Below are 20,611 nucleotides of genomic sequence, written 5' to 3' on the forward strand. Positions count from 1 at the left end.
AAGAAGAAAAGGGATCTCGTGGAACTCGTTATCTTGCTAGGCATTGGTGTCCTTCTCTTCGGCGCCGTCAAAGTCATCGGAGGTGCGCAAAATAAAAGTTCGCGCGCGCAGCTCGACGAGGCCAAGCTTGACGACGAGCTTGCGGACGCCCGCAGGTGGATCGATCGCCTCGGCCACCAGGTCCTCACCATTTCCGGCAGCGATGCTGCGTCGACGCAGGCGATGGCGGACGCATCGGAGCGCTATAACGCAGCGCATTCCGCCCTGACTTCGGCGCGCACGGTGCGCCAAGCGCAGCTCGCCCGCGAATCAGCCCTCGAGGGCCTCTATTACGTCAACGCTGCGCGTGAGATTCTTGGCCTCACCCCCGGCCCACAACTTCCCGAGCTTGAAGCCCAGCGCCGGGCTGGCCGCGTCACCGAACCGCGTACCGCAGAGTTCGACGGCCAGACCATCCAGGCATCCCCTTACGCCAGTGCCCAGACTCCGCACTACTACCCCGGCGGCGCCGTTGCTGGTCGCCCTGTTCCTGCCGGCTGGTACTCCAGCGCCTGGTGGGCACCTGCCGCAATGACTGGCGTGTGGGCCGCGAGTTCCATGATGTTCTACTCCGCTATGTTCGCCGGCATGGCGGGCACCCCCAGCGCAGACGCGTTCGCTGCTGGAGGCATGGGCGATACTGGCGATCTAGGCGATGCCGGTAGCGATCTGGGCGATGCCGGCGGAGACCTTGACGGTGGTGGCTTCGAGGGCTTCGGAGACTTCGGCGGCGGCGACGGATTCGACTTCGACTTTTTCTAGTAACGGACGCAACACTCATGCTCGGTGTGTAATGTAGCTCTCATTACATCGCCACGTACGAAGTCACTTAGAAGGAGAGCAAGACTATGGCAGCAACGATCAATACCCGCATTAATGAGATGCTCGGAATCGAGCACCCGATCATCCAGGGTGGTATGCAGTGGGTTGGAAAGGCCGAGCTCGCAGCGGCAGTTTCCAACGCTGGCGGTCTGGGTATTCTCACCTCACTGACCCAGCCGACGCCGGAAGATCTGGGCAAGGAGATTGATCGCTGCCGTGAGATGACGGACAAGCCCTTCGGTGTGAACCTGACCATTCTGCCGACGATTACGCCGCCGCCGTACGAGGAGTACCTCCGCGTGGCCATCGAAAAGGGCATCAAGATTGTAGAGACTGCCGGTGCAAACCCGGCACAGCTCGTTCCGGGGCTGAAGGCCGCCGGTGTCACTGTCATCCACAAGTGCACCTCTGTCCGCCACGCCATCAGCGCCCAGAGCAAGGGCGTTGACATCCTTTCCATCGACGGCTTCGAGTGCGCCGGCCACCCCGGCGAGGACGACATCCCGGGCCTCATCCTCCTGCCGGCAGCAGCCGACAAGCTGGAGATCCCGTTCGTCGCTTCCGGCGGTATTGCAGACGGCCGCGGTATGGCCGCCGCCCTCTCCCTCGGTGCCGAAGGCATCAACATGGGCACTCGTTTCCTCTGCACCCAGGAAGCCCCGGTCCACCAGAACGTCAAGCAGGCCATCGTTGATCGCTCCGAGCTGGACACCAACCTCATCCTGCGCACCCTGAACAACACCGCCCGTGTGGCGAAGAATGCGGTGAGTGACGAGGTCGTCGAGAAGCTCAATGCTGGCGCAACCTTCCCCGAGATCCGCGACCTCGTGGCTGGCAAGCGTGGCGCGCAGGTATACGAGACCGGCGACTTGGACGCTGGTATCTGGTCCGCGGGTCCGGTCCAGGGCATCATCAACGACATCCCGTCCTGCCAGGAGCTCATCGACACGATCGTGGCGGACGCTGTGGAAATCATCGAAGGCCGCCTCGCTGGCTTCGTGTCCAAGTAAGGCCACCTGCCATGTCACGCCAGCTCAAAGGCAATATCACCAGCGAAACGCGGGGCACCACGGAAATCGTTCGCATTTCCAACCCCGCCAAGCGCAACGCCCTGGAGCCGGACTCCTACTGGGCGATCGGCGACGCAGTCAATGCTGCCAACGCAAACCCGGACATCCGCTGTGTAATCATCACCGGCGACGAGTCCGCGTTCTGCTCCGGCATGGACCTGCAGGCCTTCCTGAGTGAGAATTCCGCAGAGGCTGCCTCGCACTCCCTCGGCGGTATCGAGCACGTTATCTACGCCATCACCCGCGCGGACGTGCCCGTCATCGCGGCAGCTGAAGGCGCCATCGCTGGCATCGGCGCCTCACTGGCGTGCGCCTGTGACCTTATCGTCGCTGGCCAGTCCGCGTTCATCACTCTGCCCTTCGGCCGGATCGGCCTCATGCCGGACGGTGGCGCGGTGGCCACCCTGGCCGCATCCGTTGGACGTCACCGGGCCATGCAGCTGGTCTTGCGACAAGAGCGGATCCCTGCCGTTGATGCAGCGCAGATGGGCCTCGTGACCGAGGTCACGGAAGGCCCCGCCCTCGACCTCGCACTCAACTGGGCCGAGGAGTTCCAACTGTCCCCGCGCGGCGCCGTCGCCCAGACTAAACGCGCCGTCAACCGGGTCGCTTTGCCCCAGCTGCCGCTCAGCCTAGCCGAGGAAGCCCGCGAGCAGACGCTGCTCACCCAAAGCGCGGAGCACAAAGAAGGTGTGGCCGCATTCTTGGAGCGGCGCCCACCGAAGTTCTAGTATTCTATTTTTAAGGACCGCACGGAGCACCCCCATGAAAGCCCTCAAGATCATCGGAAAGATCCTCCTCTGGGGACTAGCAGCCATCCTCGTACTGGCGCTCGTGGTCATCGCTCTGCGCGCCTACAACGGGAACAAGTACCCAATCACGCATTCCATGCCCGGAGGAATGAGCTCCGACAAATCCTCCTACGAGACCTCGGAGCACATCACCGCCATCGAGGGCGACTACTTGAACGGCTTTCATTTCCGCCCAGCCGACAAGAAGCACAGCGGCGTCGTGGTCATCTACGGGGGTTCGGAAGGCTCTCCGGATTACAGTCGCGCCAAGCAGCTTTTCGACGCCGGCTACGAAGTCCTAAGCCTCTTCTTCTTCGGCCAACCGAACCAGAAACCCACCCTCGCCAACGTCCCACTGGAACAGTTCGACGAGGTCACCACCTACATCGACGAACACGTTGAAGACGCCTCCCCCGTGACCGTCATCGGTACCTCCAAAGGCGCGGAGTTCGCTGAACTACTCGCGGCACACGGCTACCCCGTGGACAATGTCGTCGCCTACACGCCAGGCCACTATTCCTACAGTGGCCTCGACTTCACCGGCGGTAAGGACTTCCCCTCGTTCATAGATAAGGGTGAGGTGGTGGAGTATGCGTCGTTTAGGAAGGCGTCGATAAGTTCTGGGGCAAAGATGTTCTGGGACATGGCCACGAGCTACCCGGTCTCCTACCGCGCAACCTATGAGAGCGCCGCGGCCAACGCTGACGCTGGCGCGCGGATCGACCTGTCTGATTTCGACGGCAACGTCCTACTCTTCGCTGGCGACGCCGACCAGATGTGGCAAGCCGACGTTGCCGCGCGTGCACTCGCCGAGCAAGGCTCGAACATTGAAGCGCACGTCTACCCCGACGCTGGGCACGTATTTTTCCCTGATGCCGAAAAGCTACCGAACGGTTGGCACATCATGCTCGGCGGAACCGCGGAAGGAAACCGCGCCGCCCACGAGGCTTCAGAGAAAACCCTGCACGAGCGCCTCGCGGAATGGCACGGGTAATCACGCAGCTTCGCGGCGCGCACGGAGCATACGGCGAAGATCTCTCACGAGCTTCCCACTCACCACATCACGCCACCCGGCGCGCACCACACTAAACCCGAGGGCCTGGATCTCATGCTGGCGATCAAGCTGGTTAAGCAACACCGTCACCCCATCGCCGTAAGTGCCATCAGACTTGATCCGCCCATCAAACTCAACGGCAAGCCACCCATTAATCATCATGTCCACGGACGCAAAACGCTGCTGCGCAAAAATGTCCTCGAAGACGACCTCCACCTGAAACTCAAAGGTGTGTGCCTCCGGGATCTCCGCCCTCAGCACCGTGTCGCGCCCAATCGTCTCAAGCGCGCTTTGCGACGTCCCCGCACTCCACCCCACCAACCCCTCAAACCCCCGAATCCCATTAGCCCTGGGCAGCACGCTCTTGGCCGAACCCATCAGCGCCTCCTGAGTGACTTGGCAGTGGTAACGCAGATGCTCGATCGGCACCAGTGCATCCAATCGGCCGTAATAGCGGTAAATGTCGAAGAGCACCTGGATCGGGTGCGCAGTTCGAACGCCATTGCGCTCTTGCACGAGGTCCTGCCTCATGCTCCCACCGCGATACACCACCCGCGGGTCCTTCGGTTGCTTTCCCGGCTTCGCCCCCGACAGATACCGCAGGTCCACCGCCTCCACCCACCCCAGGGTGGGCAGCCCCATCACGATCGCGGCCGCTGGCCCCGTCACCGCCGCACGAGGAAACCTGGCTGCGACTTCCCTGATCTCCCCCAAGCTCAACCCCTGCTGCTTTCTGTAGTTCCCCCTCATGCCTTCCAATGGTTCCTCATCCGCGGCGGTTGCGCGAGGGAAAATTGTCCACTCTAGTGTGCATCGCGCCCTCCCCTGCTCCTGCACTGCACCCTCCTACGCCCGCCTCCCACGTCACTCTCCGGGGCGAGTTAGTCCCGTCGCAGCTTCACACCACACCAGCCACAGCCGACCTGGACTTTTGCCGCGGCGATTTCGGACGGGACTAACCCGGCCTTAGAACAAGGGTTGAAGGGCAGCGCCGCTGCCGAACGACTGCGGGGACGAGCCCGTCGAAAAGCGAAAAGCCGCTCCCCGCGGCTTCCCCACAGAGCAAGTTAGTCCCGCTGACGTTTCACACCACACCAGCCACATCCCACCTGGGCTTTTGCAGCGGCGAATGCGGACGGGACTAACCGAGCTGCGAAAGGGCGCGGCTTTGAAAGAGCGGCGGCGCGGAAGGCGGTGGCGAGGGAAGGCCGCGGCCAAGGGAAAGCGAAAACCCGCTCGGAGGAGCGGGCTGGGATTAAAGGCGAAGGCCAGAAGGAAACTAGAGCGTCTTCGGCGCCGGGATTTCCTCGGTCTCGCCGGTCTCCTCGTAGCGGGCGAGGATGTCAATGCGGCGCTGGTGGCGCTCCTCCACCTGGTGGTCGGGGCCGATGCCAACGAAAGCATCGACGATAGCCAGGGTCTCCTCCAGCGAGTGCATGCGGCCACCGATGCCGATGAGCTGGGCGTTGTTGTGCTCGCGGGCGAGCTGCGCGGTCTCAACGGACCAGGCGAGAGCGCAGCGTGCGCCCTTCACCTTGTTCGCGGCGATCTGCTCACCGTTGCCGGAACCGCCGAGGACGAGGCCGAGGGACTCTGGGTCGGCGACGGTCTTCTCAGCTGCAGCGATGCAGAAGGCTGGGTAGTCGTCGGCGGCGTCGTACTCGTGGGCGCCGCAGTCGATGACCTCGAAGCCCTTGGCCTTGAGGTGCTCTGCGATCTGGTTTTTCCGCTCGAATCCGGCGTGGTCTGCTCCAAGGTAAATACGCATGGTGCCTAGCCTACGGGAAAACCAGCGGCCAAAACACCAGAGCCCAACCTGGTTAGACCTGCGGGTCCTCAGTGCGGGAGCGCTTGAGCTCGAAGAAGTAGGGGTAGGAGGTGAGGCCGACGGCGTGGTCGAAGATGGCGCCAGCCTCCTCGCCTTCAGGCACGCGGGTGATCACGGGCCCGAAGAAGGCGTTGTCACCGAGTTTGATTACGGGGGTTCCTACGTCGTCGCCGACTTCGTCCATGGCGGATTGGTGGTACTCGCGCAGCTTGGAATCAAAGGAGTCCGAGTTGGCCACAGAAGCGAAGGAAGCATCCAGGCCGACCTGGTCAAGGGCCTGGGCAATCACAGCATCGTAGGCGCCAAAGCCCTTTTTGCCACCTTCGCCGCCGGGGTGGATGAGGGTGCCCATGGCGGTGTAGAGCTCGTCGATTTTGTCGGGCGCCTCGGCTTTCACTTTGGCGAAGACGCGGGCGGGGCCCCAGTTGGCTTCCATCATGGAGGAGTAGTCGGTGGGGAGGTCGCGGCCGTCGTTAAGCACGGAGAGCGACATGGGCACCCAGTCGACGCTGATGTCGCGGACTTTTTCCACTTCTTTGACCCAGCGGGAGGTCAGCCAGCAGAAGGGGCAGGATACGTCGAACCAGAAGGTTACTTTTTGAGTCATGGTGCCAAGGGTACGTTGGTTTGCATGAAGGCAAATCTTTTTCGGTCCGACGCGCAGCATCGCGCGGAGCTCATCAGCAATGTTCATTATTCCGTTGACCTCGACATTACGGGCGCGGACACGTTCACGTCGCGCACGAAGGTGACGTTTGAATCGAAAGCGGGTGAGACGTTCTTTGATCTCATTGCGGACAGCTTCGAGGCCACGCTCGATGGCACGCTTATCGACGAGCGAAAGCTCGCGCTTTCGCCTGGCCCCCACGAACTCGTCGTGGAGGCGACCCACACGTACTCCCGGACAGGCGAGGGCCTGCATAAGTTCACAGACCCGGCTGACGGCAAGGATTACCTGTACACCCAGTTCGAGCCGGCGATGGCAATGCGTACTTTCGCGTGCTTTGACCAGCCCGATCTCAAGGCTACTTATGAGATTGCGGTGACCGCGCCGGAGCGCTACGTGGTGGTGCTCAACGAAGTGGTGGAGCGCACCGACAATGGCGACGGCACGGCCACCACCCGCACGAGGCTCGATTACCCGCTGTCGACCTATCTCATTTGCGTGTGCGCTGGTGAGTTCGAGCGTGTTTCTGACACGTACACCTGCACTTACAACGGCAGGGAGCGGACAATCGAGCTCGGCCTGTACGCGCGCGCGAGCCTGATTCCGCATATGGATTCGGAGCGCCTGTTCAAGCAGACGAAGGACGGATTCGATTTCTACCATGAGAAATTCGGCCGCACCTACCCGTTCGGCGACAAGTACGACCAGATCTTCTGCCCCGAGTACAACATGGGCGCGATGGAGCACGTTGGTGCGGTGACCTACCGGGACGAGTACGTCTTCACATCCGAGCCGACTCCTTACCGTCTTGAGCGCCGCAACGACACGATCCTCCACGAGATGGCCCACATGTGGTTCGGCGACTTGGTCACTATGAAGTGGTGGGACGATCTGTGGCTCAACGAGTCCTTCGCTACGTGGTCTGCCGCAACAGCCCAGGTGGGCATCGGCGAGTATCCGGAGGCGTGGACCACGTTCGCTTCGGTGGAAAAGGCATGGGCTTACAACCAGGACCAGCTGCCATCCACGCACCCGATTGCGGCGGATGCGCCAGATATTGAGACGGCGGAGCAGAACTTCGACGGCATCACCTATGCCAAGGGCGCCAGTGTGCTCAAGCAGCTTCAGGCCTATGTCGGCTACGAGGAGTTCTTCGCCGGGGTTCGCACGCACTTTGACAACCACGCCTACTCCAATGCGGAGTTCGCGGATTTGCTCGGGGCGCTCGAGGAGGCATCAGGACGCGATCTGTCTGACTGGGCGCAGCAGTGGCTGCGCACCACCGGCGTGTCCCGCCTGCGCCCGGAGATCTCCGCGGACAGCTTCGCCGTCGTACAAGAGTCCGATGTGATGCGCACGCACCGCGTTCGTGTCGGGCTGTATTCGCTTATCCACGGCACCGTCACCCGCATCAAACAGGTCGAACTGGATGTCTCCGGCGAGCGCACCGAAATCCCTGAGCTGGCGGGCGTGGAGCACGACCTCGCACTGGTCAATGACGATGACCTCACCTACTGCCTCATGGGCCTGACCGAGGAGCACCAGCGTTTTGCTTTGGAGCATCTCGGCGACATTGAGGATTCCCTCGCGCGCACTCTCGTGTGGTCGTCCTTGTGGGAGTCCGTGCGCGACGGCTTCCTGCCCGCGCGTCAGTTTGTTCGGCTGGTGGCACGCTTTGCCCGCCAGGAAACTCACCCGAGTGTGCAGGAGCGTCTGCTCGCGCAGGCCACCCAGGCAGTGAAGCAGTACGTTGCTGAGGACTGGCACGCCGAGGGCATGGCACTGCTCAACACCGCTTTCCGGGGTGCTGAGCCTGCTGTTGTCTTCGACCGGGCTCTGGCTCGTCTCACTCCGGACAAGGAGACGGTGGATCACTTCACCACACTTCTGGAGACCTCAGATAACCAGGAAACGCGCTGGCTTGCACTGACAAGCCTCATCGCGGCTGGAGTGTTGCCGGTATCAGCTGCTGAGGAGGAAAAGGACTCCACCTCGGAGGGGGTGGTGTCGAGGTTGAGGGTGCGGGCGAGCGTCGATAAGCAATGGGCGTGGGACAAGCTGGTGAGCGAGGACCTCACCAACCTTGAATCCCGCTACCTGATGGATGGCCTGACTTTTACCCGCGAGGGCCTTGAGGGTTTGACCGACGAGTACTTCCGCGTGGCGCCACAGCTATGGGCGCGGCTGTCCAATGAGATGGCACAGCGCACCCTCGAGGGCATGTACCCGTTGTGGGATGTTTCGGAGGAGGCTATCGCGAAGGCCGATGAGCTGCTGGCCGGGGATATTCCGGCTGGCCTGCGCCGCATCATCTCTGAGGGCCAGGACCGCGCAGCCCGCGCACTGCGGAACCGCACGGTGGACGCACAGGCCTAGAGCTTGTCCAGGGCCTGGTCGAGGTCGGCGATCAGGTCCTCAACATCCTCGATGCCGACGGAGATACGCACGAGCGTGGGCGGCACCTCGAGGGCCGAGCCAGCAACGGAAACATGCGTCATGGTGGCGGGGTGCTCGAGCAGGCTCTCCACGCCGCCGAGGGACTCGGCTAGGCAGAACACCTTCGTGGAGCGACAGAAGGTCTTAGCCTGCTCCGCGGTGTTGAAGGCCACGGAAACCATGCCGCCGAAGCGGGTCATCTGGTGCGCGGCGATCTCATGGCCTGGGTGATCCTCCAGGCCCGGGTAGTAGACGCGGGCGACCTTGTCGGAGGCCTTCAGGTGCTTAGCCACTGCCTCGGCGTTGTCGCAGTGCTTGTCCATGCGCACGCTCAGCGTCTTCAGGCCACGGCCGGTGAGGTAAGTGTCGAAGGGGGATGGGATGGCACCGACCCAGCCGAAGAAGAAGCGGAGCTGATCCTCAAAGTCATTGAGGGCATCGAAGCTGGCAGCGGTCACGCCGGTCACACCCTGGGAGGTGGAATCAGCCGGACGGTTCGCGCACACCACACCGCCGATGACGTCGGAGTGGCCACCGATGTACTTGGTGGTTGAGTGCAGTACCACGTCCGCGCCGAGCAGCAGGGGCTTCTGCAAGTACGGGGAGGCAAAGGTGTTGTCCACCACGAGGGTGGCGTCACCCTTAATAGCAGCGATGGCCTGAATATCGGCGATGGACAGCAGCGGGTTGGTCGGGGTTTCTACCCAGATGACCTTGGTGTTGTCCTGGATGGCGCCCGCGATCTCGTCGGTGTTGGTGATGTCCACGGGGGTGTTCTCAATCCCCCACTGGCTGAAGATCTGCTGGATGAGGCGGTAGGTGCCGCCGTAGGCGTCATTACCAATGACGATGTGGTCGCCCGGCTTGAGCAGGATGCGCAGCACCGAGTCCACAGCCGCCATGCCGGAGGCGAAGGCGACGCAGTAATCGGCCTTCTCCAGCGCGGCCATGGTCTTCTCCAGCGCCGTAATGGTCGGGTTGCCCACGCGGGTGTACTCGTAGCCATTGCGGGTCACTGCCAGGTCATCCTGCGCGAAGGTTGTCGACGCGTAGATGGGAGTGTTGATCGGCCCGTAGAGGGAATCCGGCTCATATCCAGCGTGGATGGAGTCGGTGCTGAAACCTGAGCGAGTGTTCTCGGTCATGGGGTCCTTTCCTGGTGGGCTTCTAGGGAGACGTCGATAAGCACAATAGACCAAGCTGTCCACTTTGGCCGACGGCGCGGTCGATTTAGATTCACGGCTAAGGTGAACGGTGTGGACACAATGTATGAGGCACTTGGTGGAGACGCCTTCTTCAGGCGCCTGGTTTCCGGCTTCTACCAGCAGGTCAGGAAAGATGATCTCATCGGACCGATGTACCCGGAAGATGACTGGGACGGCGCCGAGGATCGCCTGCGCTGGTTCCTCGCGCAGTACTGGGGCGGGCCAACCACCTTCAATGAGCGACGCGGGGCGCCGATGCTGCGCCGCCGCCACCTCCCCTACCCGATCGGCCAGGCGGAAGCGGAGCGCTGGCTTGAGCTGATGAACCGCTCGTTGGACCAGTTCACCGCGGATGAGCTGAACGAAGAACAACGTGCCGCGCTGGTCAACCACATGGAGCGCGTGGCCTACATGACGATCAACCAGCCGGGCGAACACCCAGGTATGTCCACCAACCCGAACCTGCTGTAAGTCCCCACCCAAAAACGCAAACACGATAGTTTTGGGGAACTAGCATGTTTTCCATGCCGTCAACGTCGACTTCCCCGTCTCAGACTTTGCTCGCTGTCGTGCCAGGGCTTATCGACGCCGACGAGGCCTCCGCCCCCTGCGCCGCCATGGACATCGCGGCCTTTGATTACAACGCAGCCCAAATGCAGCAGCGCGCCAAAGGGTTGCCCATCCGGGTGGCATCCAAGTCCCTGCGCAGCGTGGCTGCCCTTCGTCGGGCGTTGTCTCATCCAGGGTTCCAGGGCATCTTGTCCTACAGCGTGCCGGAAGCAATCCACTTGGCGCGGGAGGGCTTTGACGACATCGTGGTCGCCTACCCTTCAGTGAACAAGGTGGCGCTACGCGAGCTGGCTAGTGATGACCAGCTGCGCAGCACCATCACTGTGATGGTGGACTGCGTGGAGCACCTGGACCTCATCAGCTGTGCGGTCCGGAAGGCTGGTAACGCCGGCCCGGTGCGGGTGGCAATTGACCTGGATTGCACGTTGCACCTCCCCGGCCTGGTCATCGGGCCACGCCGTTCCCCCATCCGCACGCCGGAACAAACCGATGAGCTGGCGCGCCAGATCACCTCACGGAAAGAACTCTCACTGGTGGGGCTCATGGCCTACGAAGGCCAGGTCGCCTCGGTTGCAGATGCGGAATCCGGCATTCCCGGCGCGGTGAAGCGCTGGCTGCGCACCACCTCCATGGACCAGCTTGGCCCGCGCCGGGCAGAGTGCATTGCGGCAGCACGCCAGCACGCTGACCTGGAATTTGTCAACGGTGGCGGCACGGGCTCGCTCGATGTCAGTGCTGCCGAAGGCACGCTGACAGAACTCGCTGCGGGATCCGGGTTCTACACCCCCGTCATCTTTGACAACTTCGCCGACATCAACCACAAACCGGCCGCGTTTTTCATCTGTCAGGTCTCGCGCATTCCGGCACCAGGATGGGCCACGGTGAACTCCGGCGGGTGGATCGCCTCCGGCCCGCCGGCGGCAGATCGAGTGCCCGTCCCGGTGCACCCGGCCGGGCTGCGGTACTCCACCACTGAGGGGGCCGGTGAGGTGCAAACGCCGCTCCACGGCCCGGCTACCAGCAGCTTGGGAGTAGGCGACACAGTGTGGTTCCGTCACGCAAAGGCAGGCGAAATGACCGAGCATGTCGACGAGATCATCGCCGTCTTTCCGGACGGCTCAACCGAAACATGGGATACCTACCGAGGACAAGGGTGGACACTGCGATGACACTTACACCGGAAAAACGCACCAACCAGCGTTTTAGCAACTGGTCTGGCTCCGTCAACACTAGCCCGGCTGCCTTCTACTACCCCGCCACCATCGCGGAGGTGCAGCACATCATCCGCACGCTGCCCGCCGGACAGAGCGTGCGCACGGTCGGCGGTGGCCACTCCTTCACCCCGGTAGCTGCCGGTGCGCAGGCGATGATCAGCCTGGACAAGCTCGCCGGCATCATCAACGTGGACCGAGAGACAAAGCGCGTCCGCTTCCTCGCCGGCACACGCCTGTACCGCATTCCGGAATACCTCCAGCCTTTCGGCCTCGCGCTGGCCAACCAGGGCGATATTGATAACCAGTCCGTCGCCGGCGCGATCTCCACCTCCACCCACGGCACCGGCATCGAGTGGACCGGATTCGCCGGCACGGTGACAGGTCTCACGCTTGTCGACGCCACCGGGGAGCTCCGCACCTACTCCATCGACGACGATCCAGACTTGCTACGCCTCATCACCGTCTCGGTTGGCGCTTTGGGCGTTATTGTCGAAGTAGAAATGCAGTGCGTTGACGCCTTTGATCTCCTGGCGCGTGAGACCAGTGACAACCTGGATGATGTCCTGGACAGCTGGGAGGAGCGCACTCGCGCCGTTGACCACTTCGAGGCGTTCTGGTTCCCGCACACGGACAAAGCGATGATCAAGAACAACACCCGCCTCGCCCCGGGCGATCCGGCTCCGGGCGGTGAGCCGAAGAAGCGTGGCCGTCTCACCCAATTCATCGAGGATGACCTGGTGGGCAACGGTGCTTTCGCCGCCGCGTTGACGGTCGCACGTATCGCGCCGAAGACCACGACATTCCTCAATGGCATTGCCACCGATGCGATGGCGGCCAACACGTACCGCTCCCGTGCGCATGAGGTCTTTGCCACCCCGCGCCGCGTGCGCTTCCACGAAACCGAATTCGCTGTGCCACTTGCCGATGGCCCGGAGACCGTCCGCGAAATCCGCCGGGAGATTGAACGTCGCGGCTGGCTTATCCCCTTCCCGCTGGAGCTGCGCTCCACCGCCGCGGATGATGTGGCACTGTCCACCGCCAACGGGCGCAAATCGATGTACATCGCCTTCCACGTCCCCCGCACGATGAACCCGCACGATTACTTCCCCCACATCGAGCAAATCTTCATCGCCGCGGGCGGCCGCCCCCACTGGGGCAAGATGCACACCCGCGACCGGGAATTCTTCTCCCAGGCGTACCCGCGTTTCGACGAATTCTGCACCCTCCGCGAAACCATGGACCCCACCCGCACGTTTGGGTCCCCGCACCTTACGCAGCTTTTCGGATAACTCCGAAAAGCTGCGTAAGGAAAAGAAGAGTGAAGGACCTCTAGAACAGCAGGTTGAGTGCGGTGGCGTGGTACACACTGCCGAAGGGGGCGTCCATGCGCACCCACCGGCCAGACGTGGCAATCCGTAGATGACGGGGCACCTCGGCCGGGGCACCCGGACCAGGGATGAAGCCCAAAGATGTGCAGGTGAAAACCATGCGCATGGGCACTTCCACCGTTCCTGCCCCGGTTTCCTGCTCCGCATCCACGGTGAGCACCGTCTGGTTGAGCAAGGACCGCGGCGGACCGAGTGGTCCCGAGAACTGGCGTGCCAAGCGGCGCCCTTGATCCGCCAGATCACGCACGACGGCAACCGGGACCACGTCGCGCTCCGCAAAACCCTCTGCCGGGGGAAGTGCGCCAGGCCAGCGGGAATCACGGGCAGGACCGATCTCGGTGCGCCCTGCTGCGAGAGCAGCATCGAGGTCTTTCAACGCCACGACGGCTTTGTCTCGGGACACCGTTCCCCTCACCCGTCGCGCAGCCAAACAGTCAAAGGGGGTGGTGACGAAGATGTCGAGGGACCCGTCCCTGCGATCGTCGATACGCACTGAGGCGTCCTCATCCAACGACAAGGCGCGGGAGGTGAGGGCCTTGAGCCCCGCTGCTCCCGCGCTGATTGCGAGCGTTTCGATGATTACTCGCCCGAACCCGCCGTGAGAATCCCACGCTCCTGCTGCGTGATCTCGCGCGGCGAGGCAGTGGACAGATCCACAGCCACAAGCACCGTCTTGACCACACCGCACACATTGCCGTGGCGGTCCTTCAAATCCTGCGTGGTTTTGAAAGACGTGTTCCCGATCTCCGTGACCGTGGTCTCCACGGTCACCTGCGTGGTATCAGGCATCACCGGGCGGAGGTAGTCCACCTCAACGCGGCGGACGAATACACCGAACTCCTGCTCCCGGTCCGCGAAGTTCTGCTGCATGAAAGCAATACGTGCTTCCTGCGAGATGTCCACGAACTTGCAGTTGTTCAGGTGCCCATAACGGTCATAGTCGTTCCAACGCAGCGGAATGACCTGGGTATCTGAAAGAAGGTTGCTCATAGTGAATGTCCTTATCTTCTCAGACCTTTAGCGGGTGAGCTTACGGTGGGTGACGCGGGACGGCTTGGCCGCTTCCTCACCGAGACGCTCAATCTTGTTGGCCTCGTAGTCACCGAAGTTACCCTCGAACCAGAACCACTTACCCTCTTCCACGTTGCCCTCCCAGGCAAGGATGTGGGTACAGGTGCGGTCCAGGAACCAGCGGTCGTGCGAAATCACCACAGCACAGCCAGGGAATTTCTGCAGCGCGTTTTCAAGGGAACCCAGGGTTTCCACATCGAGGTCGTTCGTCGGCTCATCGAGCAGGATCAGGTTGCCGCCCTGCTTCAGCGTCAGCGCCAGGTTCAGACGGTTGCGCTCACCACCGGAGAGAACCTTCGACGGCTTCTGCTGGTCCGGGCCCTTGAAGCCGAATGCGGACAGGTATGCACGCGACGGCATTTCGTTCTGGCCAACGTGAATGTAGTCCAGGCCGTCGGAGACGACCTCCCACACGGTCTGCTCTGGGTCGATGTTCTCGCGGTTCTGGTCAACGTAGGAGATCTTGACGGTATCGCCGATCTCCACCGTGCCAGAATCCGGCTCTTCGAAACCAACAATGGTTTTGAAGAGGGTGGACTTACCCACACCGTTCGGGCCAATCACGCCGACGATGCCGTTGCGTGGCAGGGTGAACGTGAGGTCCTTGATCAGCGTGCGACCATCGAAGCCCTTGTTCAGATTCTTCACCTCGACGACCTTGTTGCCCAGGCGCGGCGGGGTAGGAATCTGAATCTCCTCGAAGTCGAGCTTCTTGTACTGCTCCGCCTCGGCTGCCATCTCTTCGTAGCGCTCCAGACGAGCCTTGTTCTTCGCCTGACGTGCCTTTGGTGAGGAACGCACCCACTCGAGCTCGCTCTTCAGACGCTTCTGCAGCTTCTGGTCCTTCTTGCCAGCAACCTCAAGGCGCTCAGCCTTCTTCTCCAGGTAGGTGGAGTAGTTGCCCTCGTACGGGTAGAGCTTGCCGCGGTCGACCTCACAGATCCACTCTGCAACGTTGTCCAAGAAGTAGCGGTCGTGCGTAATCGCCAGCACTGCACCCGGGTAGGACTGCAGGTGCTTCTCCAGCCACAGGACGCTTTCGGCGTCGAGGTGGTTCGTCGGCTCGTCAAGAAGCAGGAGATCCGGCTCGGACAGCAGCAGCTTTGCCAGGGCAACACGGCGGCGCTCACCACCGGAAAGGTTGGTCACCGGCGCATCAGACGGCGGGCAGCGCAGAGCCTCCATCGCCTGCTCAATCTTGGAGTCCACCTCCCATGCGTCCGCAGCATCCAGCTCCTCCTGCAGTTTGCCCATTTCTTCCATGAGCTCATCGGAGTAGTTCGTAGCCATCTCCGTTGCGATCTCTTCGAAGCGCTGCTTCTTTTCAAAGATCTCGCCGAGGCCCTCTTCGACGTTCTCCCGAACCGTCTTTTCCTCATTCAGTGGCGGCTCCTGCAGCAGGATGCCCACGGTGGCACCGGGGTCCAGGAAAGCCTCACCGTTATTCGGCTGATCAATACCAGCCATGATCTTCAGCAGGGAGGACTTACCTGCACCGTTCGGGCCAACGACACCAATCTTGGCGCCGGGGTAAAAGGCCATGGTGACATTGTCCAGAATGACTTTTTCACCGACGGCCCTGCGAACGTTTTTCATCGTGTAGATGAACTCAGCCACTAGCGTCCCCTTCTCTCGCGTTTCATGCGTTGTGGTGGAAGTTTAAAAACCACCTCAAAGGGTACATCACCCCGGCGACAAGCTGGGTCGCCCCGTCTTAGCCAGCCATTGCTGGCTGTTGTCGCGGTGCGTTCGCGCCGGACGGCCTATTGAGCACACCATCGCCCGCGCCGCTCTGATTGCTTGAGGACGGCGCCGGTTTCTCCTGCTGATCCCCCTGAGCGTTCTGGCTCTCTTGGCTTTCCTCCGGCGCCTTGACATTCTGCGTCACAGTCACGCCGTGCTTCTTACCAAATTCCTCCGCGGTGAGGAGTTTGACTTCGTCTACACCATTGGGGGTGTGCGCCTGGGAGGCAGTGGAGCGATATGCCACCTGGTGGCGGCTGAGCTCCAAGGCAATGTGGTTGGCCTTAATGATGTGCTTGTAGCGCGTCACGTTTTCCTTGTCTGTCCACTTCTCGGAGACAAGGCGCCCGGAGACAATCACGGGCACCCCCTTGCGCAAAGAGGCGTTGACGTTCAATGCCAACTGTCCCCAGCATTCAACGTCGATGTACAGGTTGTCCGTGTCCGCCCACATGTTGTTGCCACTGGGGTCCACGCTGTCCGTGCGTACGCGACGGCTCGAGGCGAGGCGCAGGCGGGTAAGGAAGGTGCCGGTATCAAAAACCTTGCTCACCGGATCCTCAATGAGATTGCCCGACAGTGTGATGGGTAGGTACGTCATTGCAGTGTCCTTTCGGAAAAGTTGTTGTGGTGTTTCATGTACTTTTTGCCCCGCTCCCGTATCGGGGAGAGGTGACACCACCAACGTTTCCTCACAACCACACATTGCGCGAGTACCCCCCAAAAGACCTGTGGATAACTCAAACGAATTCCACAGGCTGATCCTCCGCTAAGCGCCCCCTTCGGAAGAATTTCGTGCCACAAAGTGGCGCCCGCTGTGCCACATCTGCTACTGGCGCGGTGGGCCCCCTCGGCCCTGCGAGTACTGGGCTAGCATCTCGTTGTATGCGCGCCACTCCTCATCATCGTTTTCCTCTTCGCGCAGGTCACGGGCCTTTGCGTCGGCGCGATCCTCATGGAGCCAGCCGACGGCGAGGTAGAGGAACACCACCGCCATCGGGAAACTTCCAGCGGCCCAGCCGATACCGGCGCCGACTTTTTGGTCGCGCAAAAAGTCGGGGTTCCATGGAAGAGCAAGATTTTCGTAAAAAGTTTCCCCCAAAACCAAATTCAGCTGCATGAGGTACACGCCCATGAACAAATGGACCGGCATGGAGAAGACAAACCACGCGAATCGGACCGGTGTTGGCTTCCTGTTGGGAATATGATCCGGGCCAATAAGTTCCCAGAAGTAGAAGTAACCGGAGACCAAGAATGCGGCGTTCATGAGCACGTGACCGGCATGTTCAGACACGGCAACCTGGTAAAAGGCCGGATAGACATACAGCACGTAGAAAACAACGAGGAACTGCACCGTGGACACTGGCGGGTAGGTAAGCACGCGAACGAACGCTGATTCCTCAAAAGCCTTCACCCAAGCGTATGGCCCGAATTCATCCTCCGGGTACGCACGTTTGATCAATGTCAACGGCGCACCGAGCACCAGGAAGACGGGTGCCCCCATGGACAGAATCATGTGCACAACCATGTGGACCGAAAATGCAGCCGGCATATACATGCCTAGGCCGGAAGACATGGTCACTGCGATCGTCGCGCAGCCAGCCAACCACCACGCGGTGCGGGCTTTCTCCCACCCGCTCACGCGCCGTAGCAAGTGCAGGTAGTACACGGCCAGCAGAATCGCGATGACGGAGAACAGGACCTCTGGGCGCCAGATCGTCCACACGTTAGTGAACGTCGGCGCTTCGTAGAGGTTGTAGCCCATCTTCACCTGCATCTGGGTCAGGTCAGTCACCACCGGGGTGGGCGGCGGGGTGCGGCCCATCGAGACAGCCACACCGGTGACAGCGGCCATGACCACTGCCTCCACCAGCGCAATACGCCGGAAGAGCCCCGGCCGCTCCTGCAAGTGCGGGATGGTCAGTTCACGGTGAGCAAAACCAAGTAAGCCCAACACCACCAAGCCAACGGCCTTGGCTAGGACGGTGGCGCCGTAAGCGGTGGCCAAAAGATCGTCGATACGCACTCTGATGAGCGCATTGATCACGCCTGAAATGGTGACCGCGAAGAAGGCGAACAGCGCAATGCGCGAGTACCGTGCGACAGCTTGGGGCATGTGGGGGCCGAGGCGGCGACCATGCGCGATGAGCGCGAGCAGACCACCCACCCACACGAGCATGAACACAAGGTGCCAGAGGAAGGAGTTCGTACCGTAATCGTGGTTACCACCCGCCGCTGAGTGCCCGGACATACCCAGCGGCATGATGGTAGCCAAACTACCCAGCAGCAGTGCCACCTGCGAAGACCAGCTACCTGCCAACAAACCGCACACTGCCACCGCTGCCGCAAACACGGCGACGAGCAGCCAAATCTTGGCATCCGCCACGCGATCCAGAGCCATCGCCCACATCTCAGGACTAAACAGCACATCAGTCAGCGGCGTGCCCGAAACATCAGAGAGCACCAGCGGAATCATGAACAGCCCAATGAGCGCCATACCTGCGCTCGCCCACGCGCCCGTACGGCCCGCAATGTGCCCGTCCACCGTGAGCTTCGCGCCGTGCAAATCCTTCTGATCAGGCGGAATTAGGAAGGCAGAAAACATGAAGGAGCCCGTGGCCAGCGCCGCCAGAATCCACGCCGCCGCACGCATCATGGGCAGCCCCACCGTGGTCAACGGCCCCGGATCCGGAATGCCCAGCGCCGCCAGCGAATCGCCGAGGAACGCAAACGACAAGGTGCCTGCCACCAGCGCACTGATAAGCATCAATACCAGATAGATTGGCCAAGCTACGCGCGCTGAAACACTCAAGGACATGCAATAAAGCGTACAAGTTGCCATTGCTTATCGACGACTCCCCCACCACCCACCATCCCCACCCTAGGCGTGAGTTACCATGATGAACACCAAGCCTCCATAGCTCAGTGGATTAGAGCATCCGGTTTCTACCCGGCTGGTCGCGGGTTCGAGTCCTGCTGGGGGCACCAATTTTTTCACCATCCGCCCCACCCGTGGGCGGAAATTTTTTGCCAGAACCCTTGACGGCATATCGATTAGCGATAATATCGAATTACGACAGCATCGAATATCGATAAGAAAGGATCGCCGTCATGAACACGCCTACCCCGACCCCCAGGCCCCGCCCACCAAAGGGCCGCGACCGCACAAAGATCTCCCGGTTCGACGCTCTCGCCGTCGCCATCGCCTTCGCATGGCTCCTGCCAGAGATCATCGCGCTGGTGAACGATGGAACGATTTCCAGCCGCCTCTCCCCCGCCATCGAAGACGGTTTGCACTTCGCCGATCTGACCACCGGCCCGCAGACCATGTTCACCGTCGCCCTGGGTTTGAAGTTCGTTGCCCTGCTCAGCGCAGTGTTCCTTGTCACCAACGCCTTCACTGACATGGCGAAAGAGAAGGTCTTCACCGAAAAGAACGCACGTCGCCTCACTGGCGCATGGATCAGCATTGTCGTCTTCTTCATTGCCCGTTTGGGCCTGGAAGGCATGGCCAATAACTGGGCCGCCGCTCAGCTTGGAATCGACTGGTGGGGCGCCCCGGGAACCGGCACCCCACTTTCTGAGCTCGCCCCGGCCCTCCTTCTCATCCTCGTTCTCGGCGCACTGGCCACGATCCTGCGCCGCGGCGCGAAGCTGGAAGAGGATGTTGATGGCCTTGTCTAACCCCACCGATGCACCACGGGTGGTGTGCCATCTCGACGAGCTCATGGCCGCGCGCGGCATCACCGGCGCAGCCCTCGCCGAACAAGTGGGCATCACGCCCGTTAACCTGTCCGTCCTGAAAAACAACCGCGCCAAAGCCGTTCGCTTTACTACCCTCGCCGCGATCTGCCAGGCACTCGACTGTCAGCCGGGGGATGTCTTCTCAGTGAAGTAGGCTCGCAGGCATGAGTTTTCCTTCTCCCTCCCACGACTCCTACGCCCTTGTCACCGGCGCCAGCCAAGGCATCGGTGAGGCCATGGCGCGTGATTTGGCTAAAGCTGGGTACAACCTGATTGTCGTCGCAAGGCGAAAGGACGTGCTCGAAGCACTCGCGGCGGAGCTTGAAAAAGCGCACGGTGTTGATGTCATCGTCGCCGCACATGATCTCTCCGTCGCCGAGGACGTAGACAAGCTCCTTGCGCTTATCCGCGATTACCGGGTCTCCATCTGCATCAACTCCGCCGGCATCGCCTCCTTCGGCCCCTTCATGGAGCAGGACTGGGACTATGAGACGAACCAGTTCAACCTTAATGCCACCGCCGTCTTCCGCATCACCAAAGCTGCACTGGACCAGATGGTTCCGCGCGGTGAGGGCGCATTGTGCAACGTCGGCTCTGCGGCCGGCAACGTGCCCATCCCGAACAACGCCACCTACGTGTTCACCAAGGCTGGCGTGAACGCTTTCACTGAGGCCCTGCACTACGAGCTGAAGAAGACCGGCGTGCACTGCACCCTCCTCGCCCCAGGCCCCGTCCGCGATGCCGTGGTGCCTGAAGCGGAACAGTCCATCGTGGACAAGGTTGTCCCAGACTTCCTCTGGACCACCTATGAATCCTGCTCCCGCGAAACCATCGAAGCCATGATGAAGAACCGCCGCCGCATCACCCCAGGCCCACTGTCCAAGGCCATGGATTTCGTCTCCTCCTTCGCCCCACGCGGTGCACTTGCACCCGTCATGGGCTGGTTCTACGCCAAGATGGGCTAGCGTT

The 20,611-nt window shown here is 61.6% G+C and carries 20 protein-coding genes and 1 tRNA gene; 12 read left to right on the forward strand and 9 right to left on the reverse strand.

Features of this window, described 5'->3' with window-relative positions:
- Positions 1–18 precede the first annotated feature (18 nt).
- From QP968_RS09225 to QP968_RS09240, 4 genes are all read left to right on the forward strand, one after another.
- A complete protein-coding gene (locus QP968_RS09225; RefSeq protein WP_284856112.1) occupies positions 19–801 on the forward strand; it encodes a DUF1542 domain-containing protein in 783 nt (260 codons plus the stop codon).
- Positions 802–887: 86 nt separating this feature from the next.
- Positions 888–1,871 (forward strand): NAD(P)H-dependent flavin oxidoreductase, encoded by a 984-nt coding sequence (locus QP968_RS09230; RefSeq protein WP_284856113.1) that lies wholly within the window; start codon positions 888–890, stop codon positions 1,869–1,871.
- A gap of 11 nt (positions 1,872–1,882) precedes the next feature.
- Positions 1,883–2,662, forward strand: a complete 780-nt coding sequence (locus QP968_RS09235) for an enoyl-CoA hydratase-related protein (RefSeq protein ID WP_284856114.1) — start codon at positions 1,883–1,885, stop codon at positions 2,660–2,662.
- 34 nt (positions 2,663–2,696) lie between these two features.
- Positions 2,697–3,716, forward strand: a complete 1,020-nt coding sequence (locus tag QP968_RS09240) for an acyl-CoA thioester hydrolase/BAAT C-terminal domain-containing protein (RefSeq protein WP_284856115.1) — start codon at positions 2,697–2,699, stop codon at positions 3,714–3,716.
- Here the strand turns inward: QP968_RS09240 and QP968_RS09245 are convergent, their stop codons facing one another.
- From QP968_RS09245 to QP968_RS09255, 3 genes are all read right to left on the reverse strand, one after another.
- Entirely contained in the window at positions 3,717–4,526 is an 810-nt protein-coding gene (locus QP968_RS09245; protein ID WP_284856116.1) for a hypothetical protein, read from the reverse strand.
- A 529-nt stretch (positions 4,527–5,055) separates the two neighbouring features.
- Complete coding sequence (locus QP968_RS09250) at positions 5,056–5,544, reverse strand: ribose-5-phosphate isomerase (RefSeq protein ID WP_076599626.1); 489 nt, start codon at positions 5,542–5,544, stop codon at positions 5,056–5,058.
- Between the two features lie 52 nt (positions 5,545–5,596).
- On the reverse strand, positions 5,597–6,211 hold the full coding sequence (locus QP968_RS09255; RefSeq protein ID WP_284856117.1) for a mycothiol-dependent nitroreductase Rv2466c family protein: 615 nt from the start codon (positions 6,209–6,211) through the stop codon (positions 5,597–5,599).
- Between the two features lie 24 nt (positions 6,212–6,235).
- Here QP968_RS09255 and pepN point away from each other — a divergent pair, with 24 nt between their 5' ends.
- Positions 6,236–8,647: an aminopeptidase N gene (gene pepN, locus QP968_RS09260; protein ID WP_284856118.1), complete on the forward strand. Its 2,412-nt coding sequence runs from the start codon at positions 6,236–6,238 to the stop codon at positions 8,645–8,647.
- Here the strand turns inward: pepN and QP968_RS09265 are convergent.
- Entirely contained in the window at positions 8,644–9,852 is a 1,209-nt protein-coding gene (locus QP968_RS09265) for a cystathionine gamma-synthase (RefSeq protein WP_284856119.1), read from the reverse strand. The genes pepN and QP968_RS09265 overlap by 4 nt on opposite strands.
- A 120-nt stretch (positions 9,853–9,972) precedes the next feature.
- Between QP968_RS09265 and QP968_RS09270 the strand changes: the two genes are divergently transcribed.
- The 3 genes from QP968_RS09270 to QP968_RS09280 are packed head-to-tail and all read left to right on the forward strand — an operon-like array spanning position 9,973 to position 12,985.
- A complete protein-coding gene (locus QP968_RS09270) occupies positions 9,973–10,383 on the forward strand; it encodes a globin (RefSeq protein WP_284856159.1) in 411 nt (136 codons plus the stop codon).
- Between the two features lie 53 nt (positions 10,384–10,436).
- Positions 10,437–11,651, forward strand: coding sequence for an alanine racemase (locus QP968_RS09275; RefSeq protein ID WP_284856120.1), 1,215 nt, complete (start codon positions 10,437–10,439; stop codon positions 11,649–11,651).
- Entirely contained in the window at positions 11,648–12,985 is a 1,338-nt protein-coding gene (locus QP968_RS09280) for a D-arabinono-1,4-lactone oxidase (RefSeq protein ID WP_284856121.1), read from the forward strand. The genes QP968_RS09275 and QP968_RS09280 overlap by 4 nt, the downstream gene beginning before the upstream one ends.
- A 40-nt stretch (positions 12,986–13,025) precedes the next feature.
- Here the strand turns inward: QP968_RS09280 and QP968_RS09285 are convergent, their stop codons facing one another.
- From QP968_RS09285 to QP968_RS09305, 5 genes are all read right to left on the reverse strand, one after another.
- Positions 13,026–13,664 carry a DUF8185 domain-containing protein gene (locus QP968_RS09285; protein ID WP_284856160.1) on the reverse strand — a complete coding sequence of 213 codons (639 nt, stop codon included), beginning with the start codon at positions 13,662–13,664 and terminating at the stop codon, positions 13,026–13,028.
- Positions 13,664–14,074, reverse strand: coding sequence for an acyl-CoA thioesterase (locus QP968_RS09290; protein WP_284856122.1), 411 nt, complete (start codon positions 14,072–14,074; stop codon positions 13,664–13,666). The genes QP968_RS09285 and QP968_RS09290 overlap by 1 nt, the downstream gene beginning before the upstream one ends.
- Positions 14,075–14,101: 27 nt before the next feature.
- Positions 14,102–15,772 carry an energy-dependent translational throttle protein EttA gene (gene ettA, locus QP968_RS09295; RefSeq protein WP_284856123.1) on the reverse strand — a complete coding sequence of 557 codons (1,671 nt, stop codon included), beginning with the start codon at positions 15,770–15,772 and terminating at the stop codon, positions 14,102–14,104.
- A 97-nt stretch (positions 15,773–15,869) separates the two neighbouring features.
- A complete protein-coding gene (locus QP968_RS09300) occupies positions 15,870–16,499 on the reverse strand; it encodes a single-stranded DNA-binding protein (RefSeq protein ID WP_284856124.1) in 630 nt (209 codons plus the stop codon).
- Positions 16,500–16,727: 228 nt separating this feature from the next.
- Positions 16,728–18,716, reverse strand: coding sequence for a bifunctional copper resistance protein CopD/cytochrome c oxidase assembly protein (locus QP968_RS09305; protein WP_284856125.1), 1,989 nt, complete (start codon positions 18,714–18,716; stop codon positions 16,728–16,730).
- A 93-nt stretch (positions 18,717–18,809) separates the two neighbouring features.
- Here QP968_RS09305 and QP968_RS09310 point away from each other — a divergent pair.
- The 4 genes from QP968_RS09310 to cmrA all read left to right on the forward strand — a co-directional run bounded on the left by QP968_RS09310 (position 18,810) and on the right by cmrA (position 20,607).
- Positions 18,810–18,886, forward strand: a tRNA-Arg gene (locus QP968_RS09310).
- 123 nt (positions 18,887–19,009) lie between these two features.
- Complete coding sequence (locus QP968_RS09315) at positions 19,010–19,582, forward strand: hypothetical protein (RefSeq protein WP_284856126.1); 573 nt, start codon at positions 19,010–19,012, stop codon at positions 19,580–19,582.
- Between the two features lie 19 nt (positions 19,583–19,601).
- Positions 19,602–19,796 carry a helix-turn-helix domain-containing protein gene (locus QP968_RS09320; protein ID WP_502870052.1) on the forward strand — a complete coding sequence of 65 codons (195 nt, stop codon included), beginning with the start codon at positions 19,602–19,604 and terminating at the stop codon, positions 19,794–19,796.
- Between the two features lie 10 nt (positions 19,797–19,806).
- The gene (cmrA, locus tag QP968_RS09325; protein ID WP_284856128.1) at positions 19,807–20,607 is read left to right on the forward strand and encodes a mycolate reductase; all 801 of its coding nucleotides are present in this window, start codon (positions 19,807–19,809) and stop codon (positions 20,605–20,607) included.
- The last annotated feature ends 4 nt before the right edge of the window (positions 20,608–20,611 follow it).

This window comes from Corynebacterium sp. MSK041 (genome assembly GCF_030232265.1).
Taxonomy (GTDB): Bacteria; Actinomycetota; Actinomycetes; order Mycobacteriales; family Mycobacteriaceae; genus Corynebacterium.

Excerpts from the sequence above, each read along its gene's own strand:
- QP968_RS09240 (WP_284856115.1), top strand. The coding sequence starts at position 2,697 with ATGAAAGCCCTCAAGATCATCGGAAAGATCCTCCTCTGGGGACTAGCA.
- QP968_RS09275 (WP_284856120.1), top strand. The coding sequence starts at position 10,437 with ATGCCGTCAACGTCGACTTCCCCGTCTCAGACTTTGCTCGCTGTCGTG.
- QP968_RS09235 (WP_284856114.1), top strand. The coding sequence starts at position 1,883 with ATGTCACGCCAGCTCAAAGGCAATATCACCAGCGAAACGCGGGGCACC.
- QP968_RS09305 (WP_284856125.1), bottom strand. The coding sequence starts at position 18,716 with ATGTCCTTGAGTGTTTCAGCGCGCGTAGCTTGGCCAATCTATCTGGTA.
- QP968_RS09250 (WP_076599626.1), bottom strand. The coding sequence starts at position 5,544 with ATGCGTATTTACCTTGGAGCAGACCACGCCGGATTCGAGCGGAAAAAC.
- QP968_RS09245 (WP_284856116.1), bottom strand. The coding sequence starts at position 4,526 with ATGAGGGGGAACTACAGAAAGCAGCAGGGGTTGAGCTTGGGGGAGATC.
- QP968_RS09280 (WP_284856121.1), top strand. The coding sequence starts at position 11,648 with ATGACACTTACACCGGAAAAACGCACCAACCAGCGTTTTAGCAACTGG.
- pepN (WP_284856118.1), top strand. The coding sequence starts at position 6,236 with ATGAAGGCAAATCTTTTTCGGTCCGACGCGCAGCATCGCGCGGAGCTC.
- QP968_RS09230 (WP_284856113.1), top strand. The coding sequence starts at position 888 with ATGGCAGCAACGATCAATACCCGCATTAATGAGATGCTCGGAATCGAG.
- cmrA (WP_284856128.1), top strand. The coding sequence starts at position 19,807 with ATGAGTTTTCCTTCTCCCTCCCACGACTCCTACGCCCTTGTCACCGGC.
- QP968_RS09290 (WP_284856122.1), bottom strand. The coding sequence starts at position 14,074 with ATGAGCAACCTTCTTTCAGATACCCAGGTCATTCCGCTGCGTTGGAAC.
- QP968_RS09265 (WP_284856119.1), bottom strand. The coding sequence starts at position 9,852 with ATGACCGAGAACACTCGCTCAGGTTTCAGCACCGACTCCATCCACGCT.
- QP968_RS09315 (WP_284856126.1), top strand. The coding sequence starts at position 19,010 with ATGAACACGCCTACCCCGACCCCCAGGCCCCGCCCACCAAAGGGCCGC.
- QP968_RS09300 (WP_284856124.1), bottom strand. The coding sequence starts at position 16,499 with ATGACGTACCTACCCATCACACTGTCGGGCAATCTCATTGAGGATCCG.
- QP968_RS09270 (WP_284856159.1), top strand. The coding sequence starts at position 9,973 with ATGTATGAGGCACTTGGTGGAGACGCCTTCTTCAGGCGCCTGGTTTCC.
- QP968_RS09255 (WP_284856117.1), bottom strand. The coding sequence starts at position 6,211 with ATGACTCAAAAAGTAACCTTCTGGTTCGACGTATCCTGCCCCTTCTGC.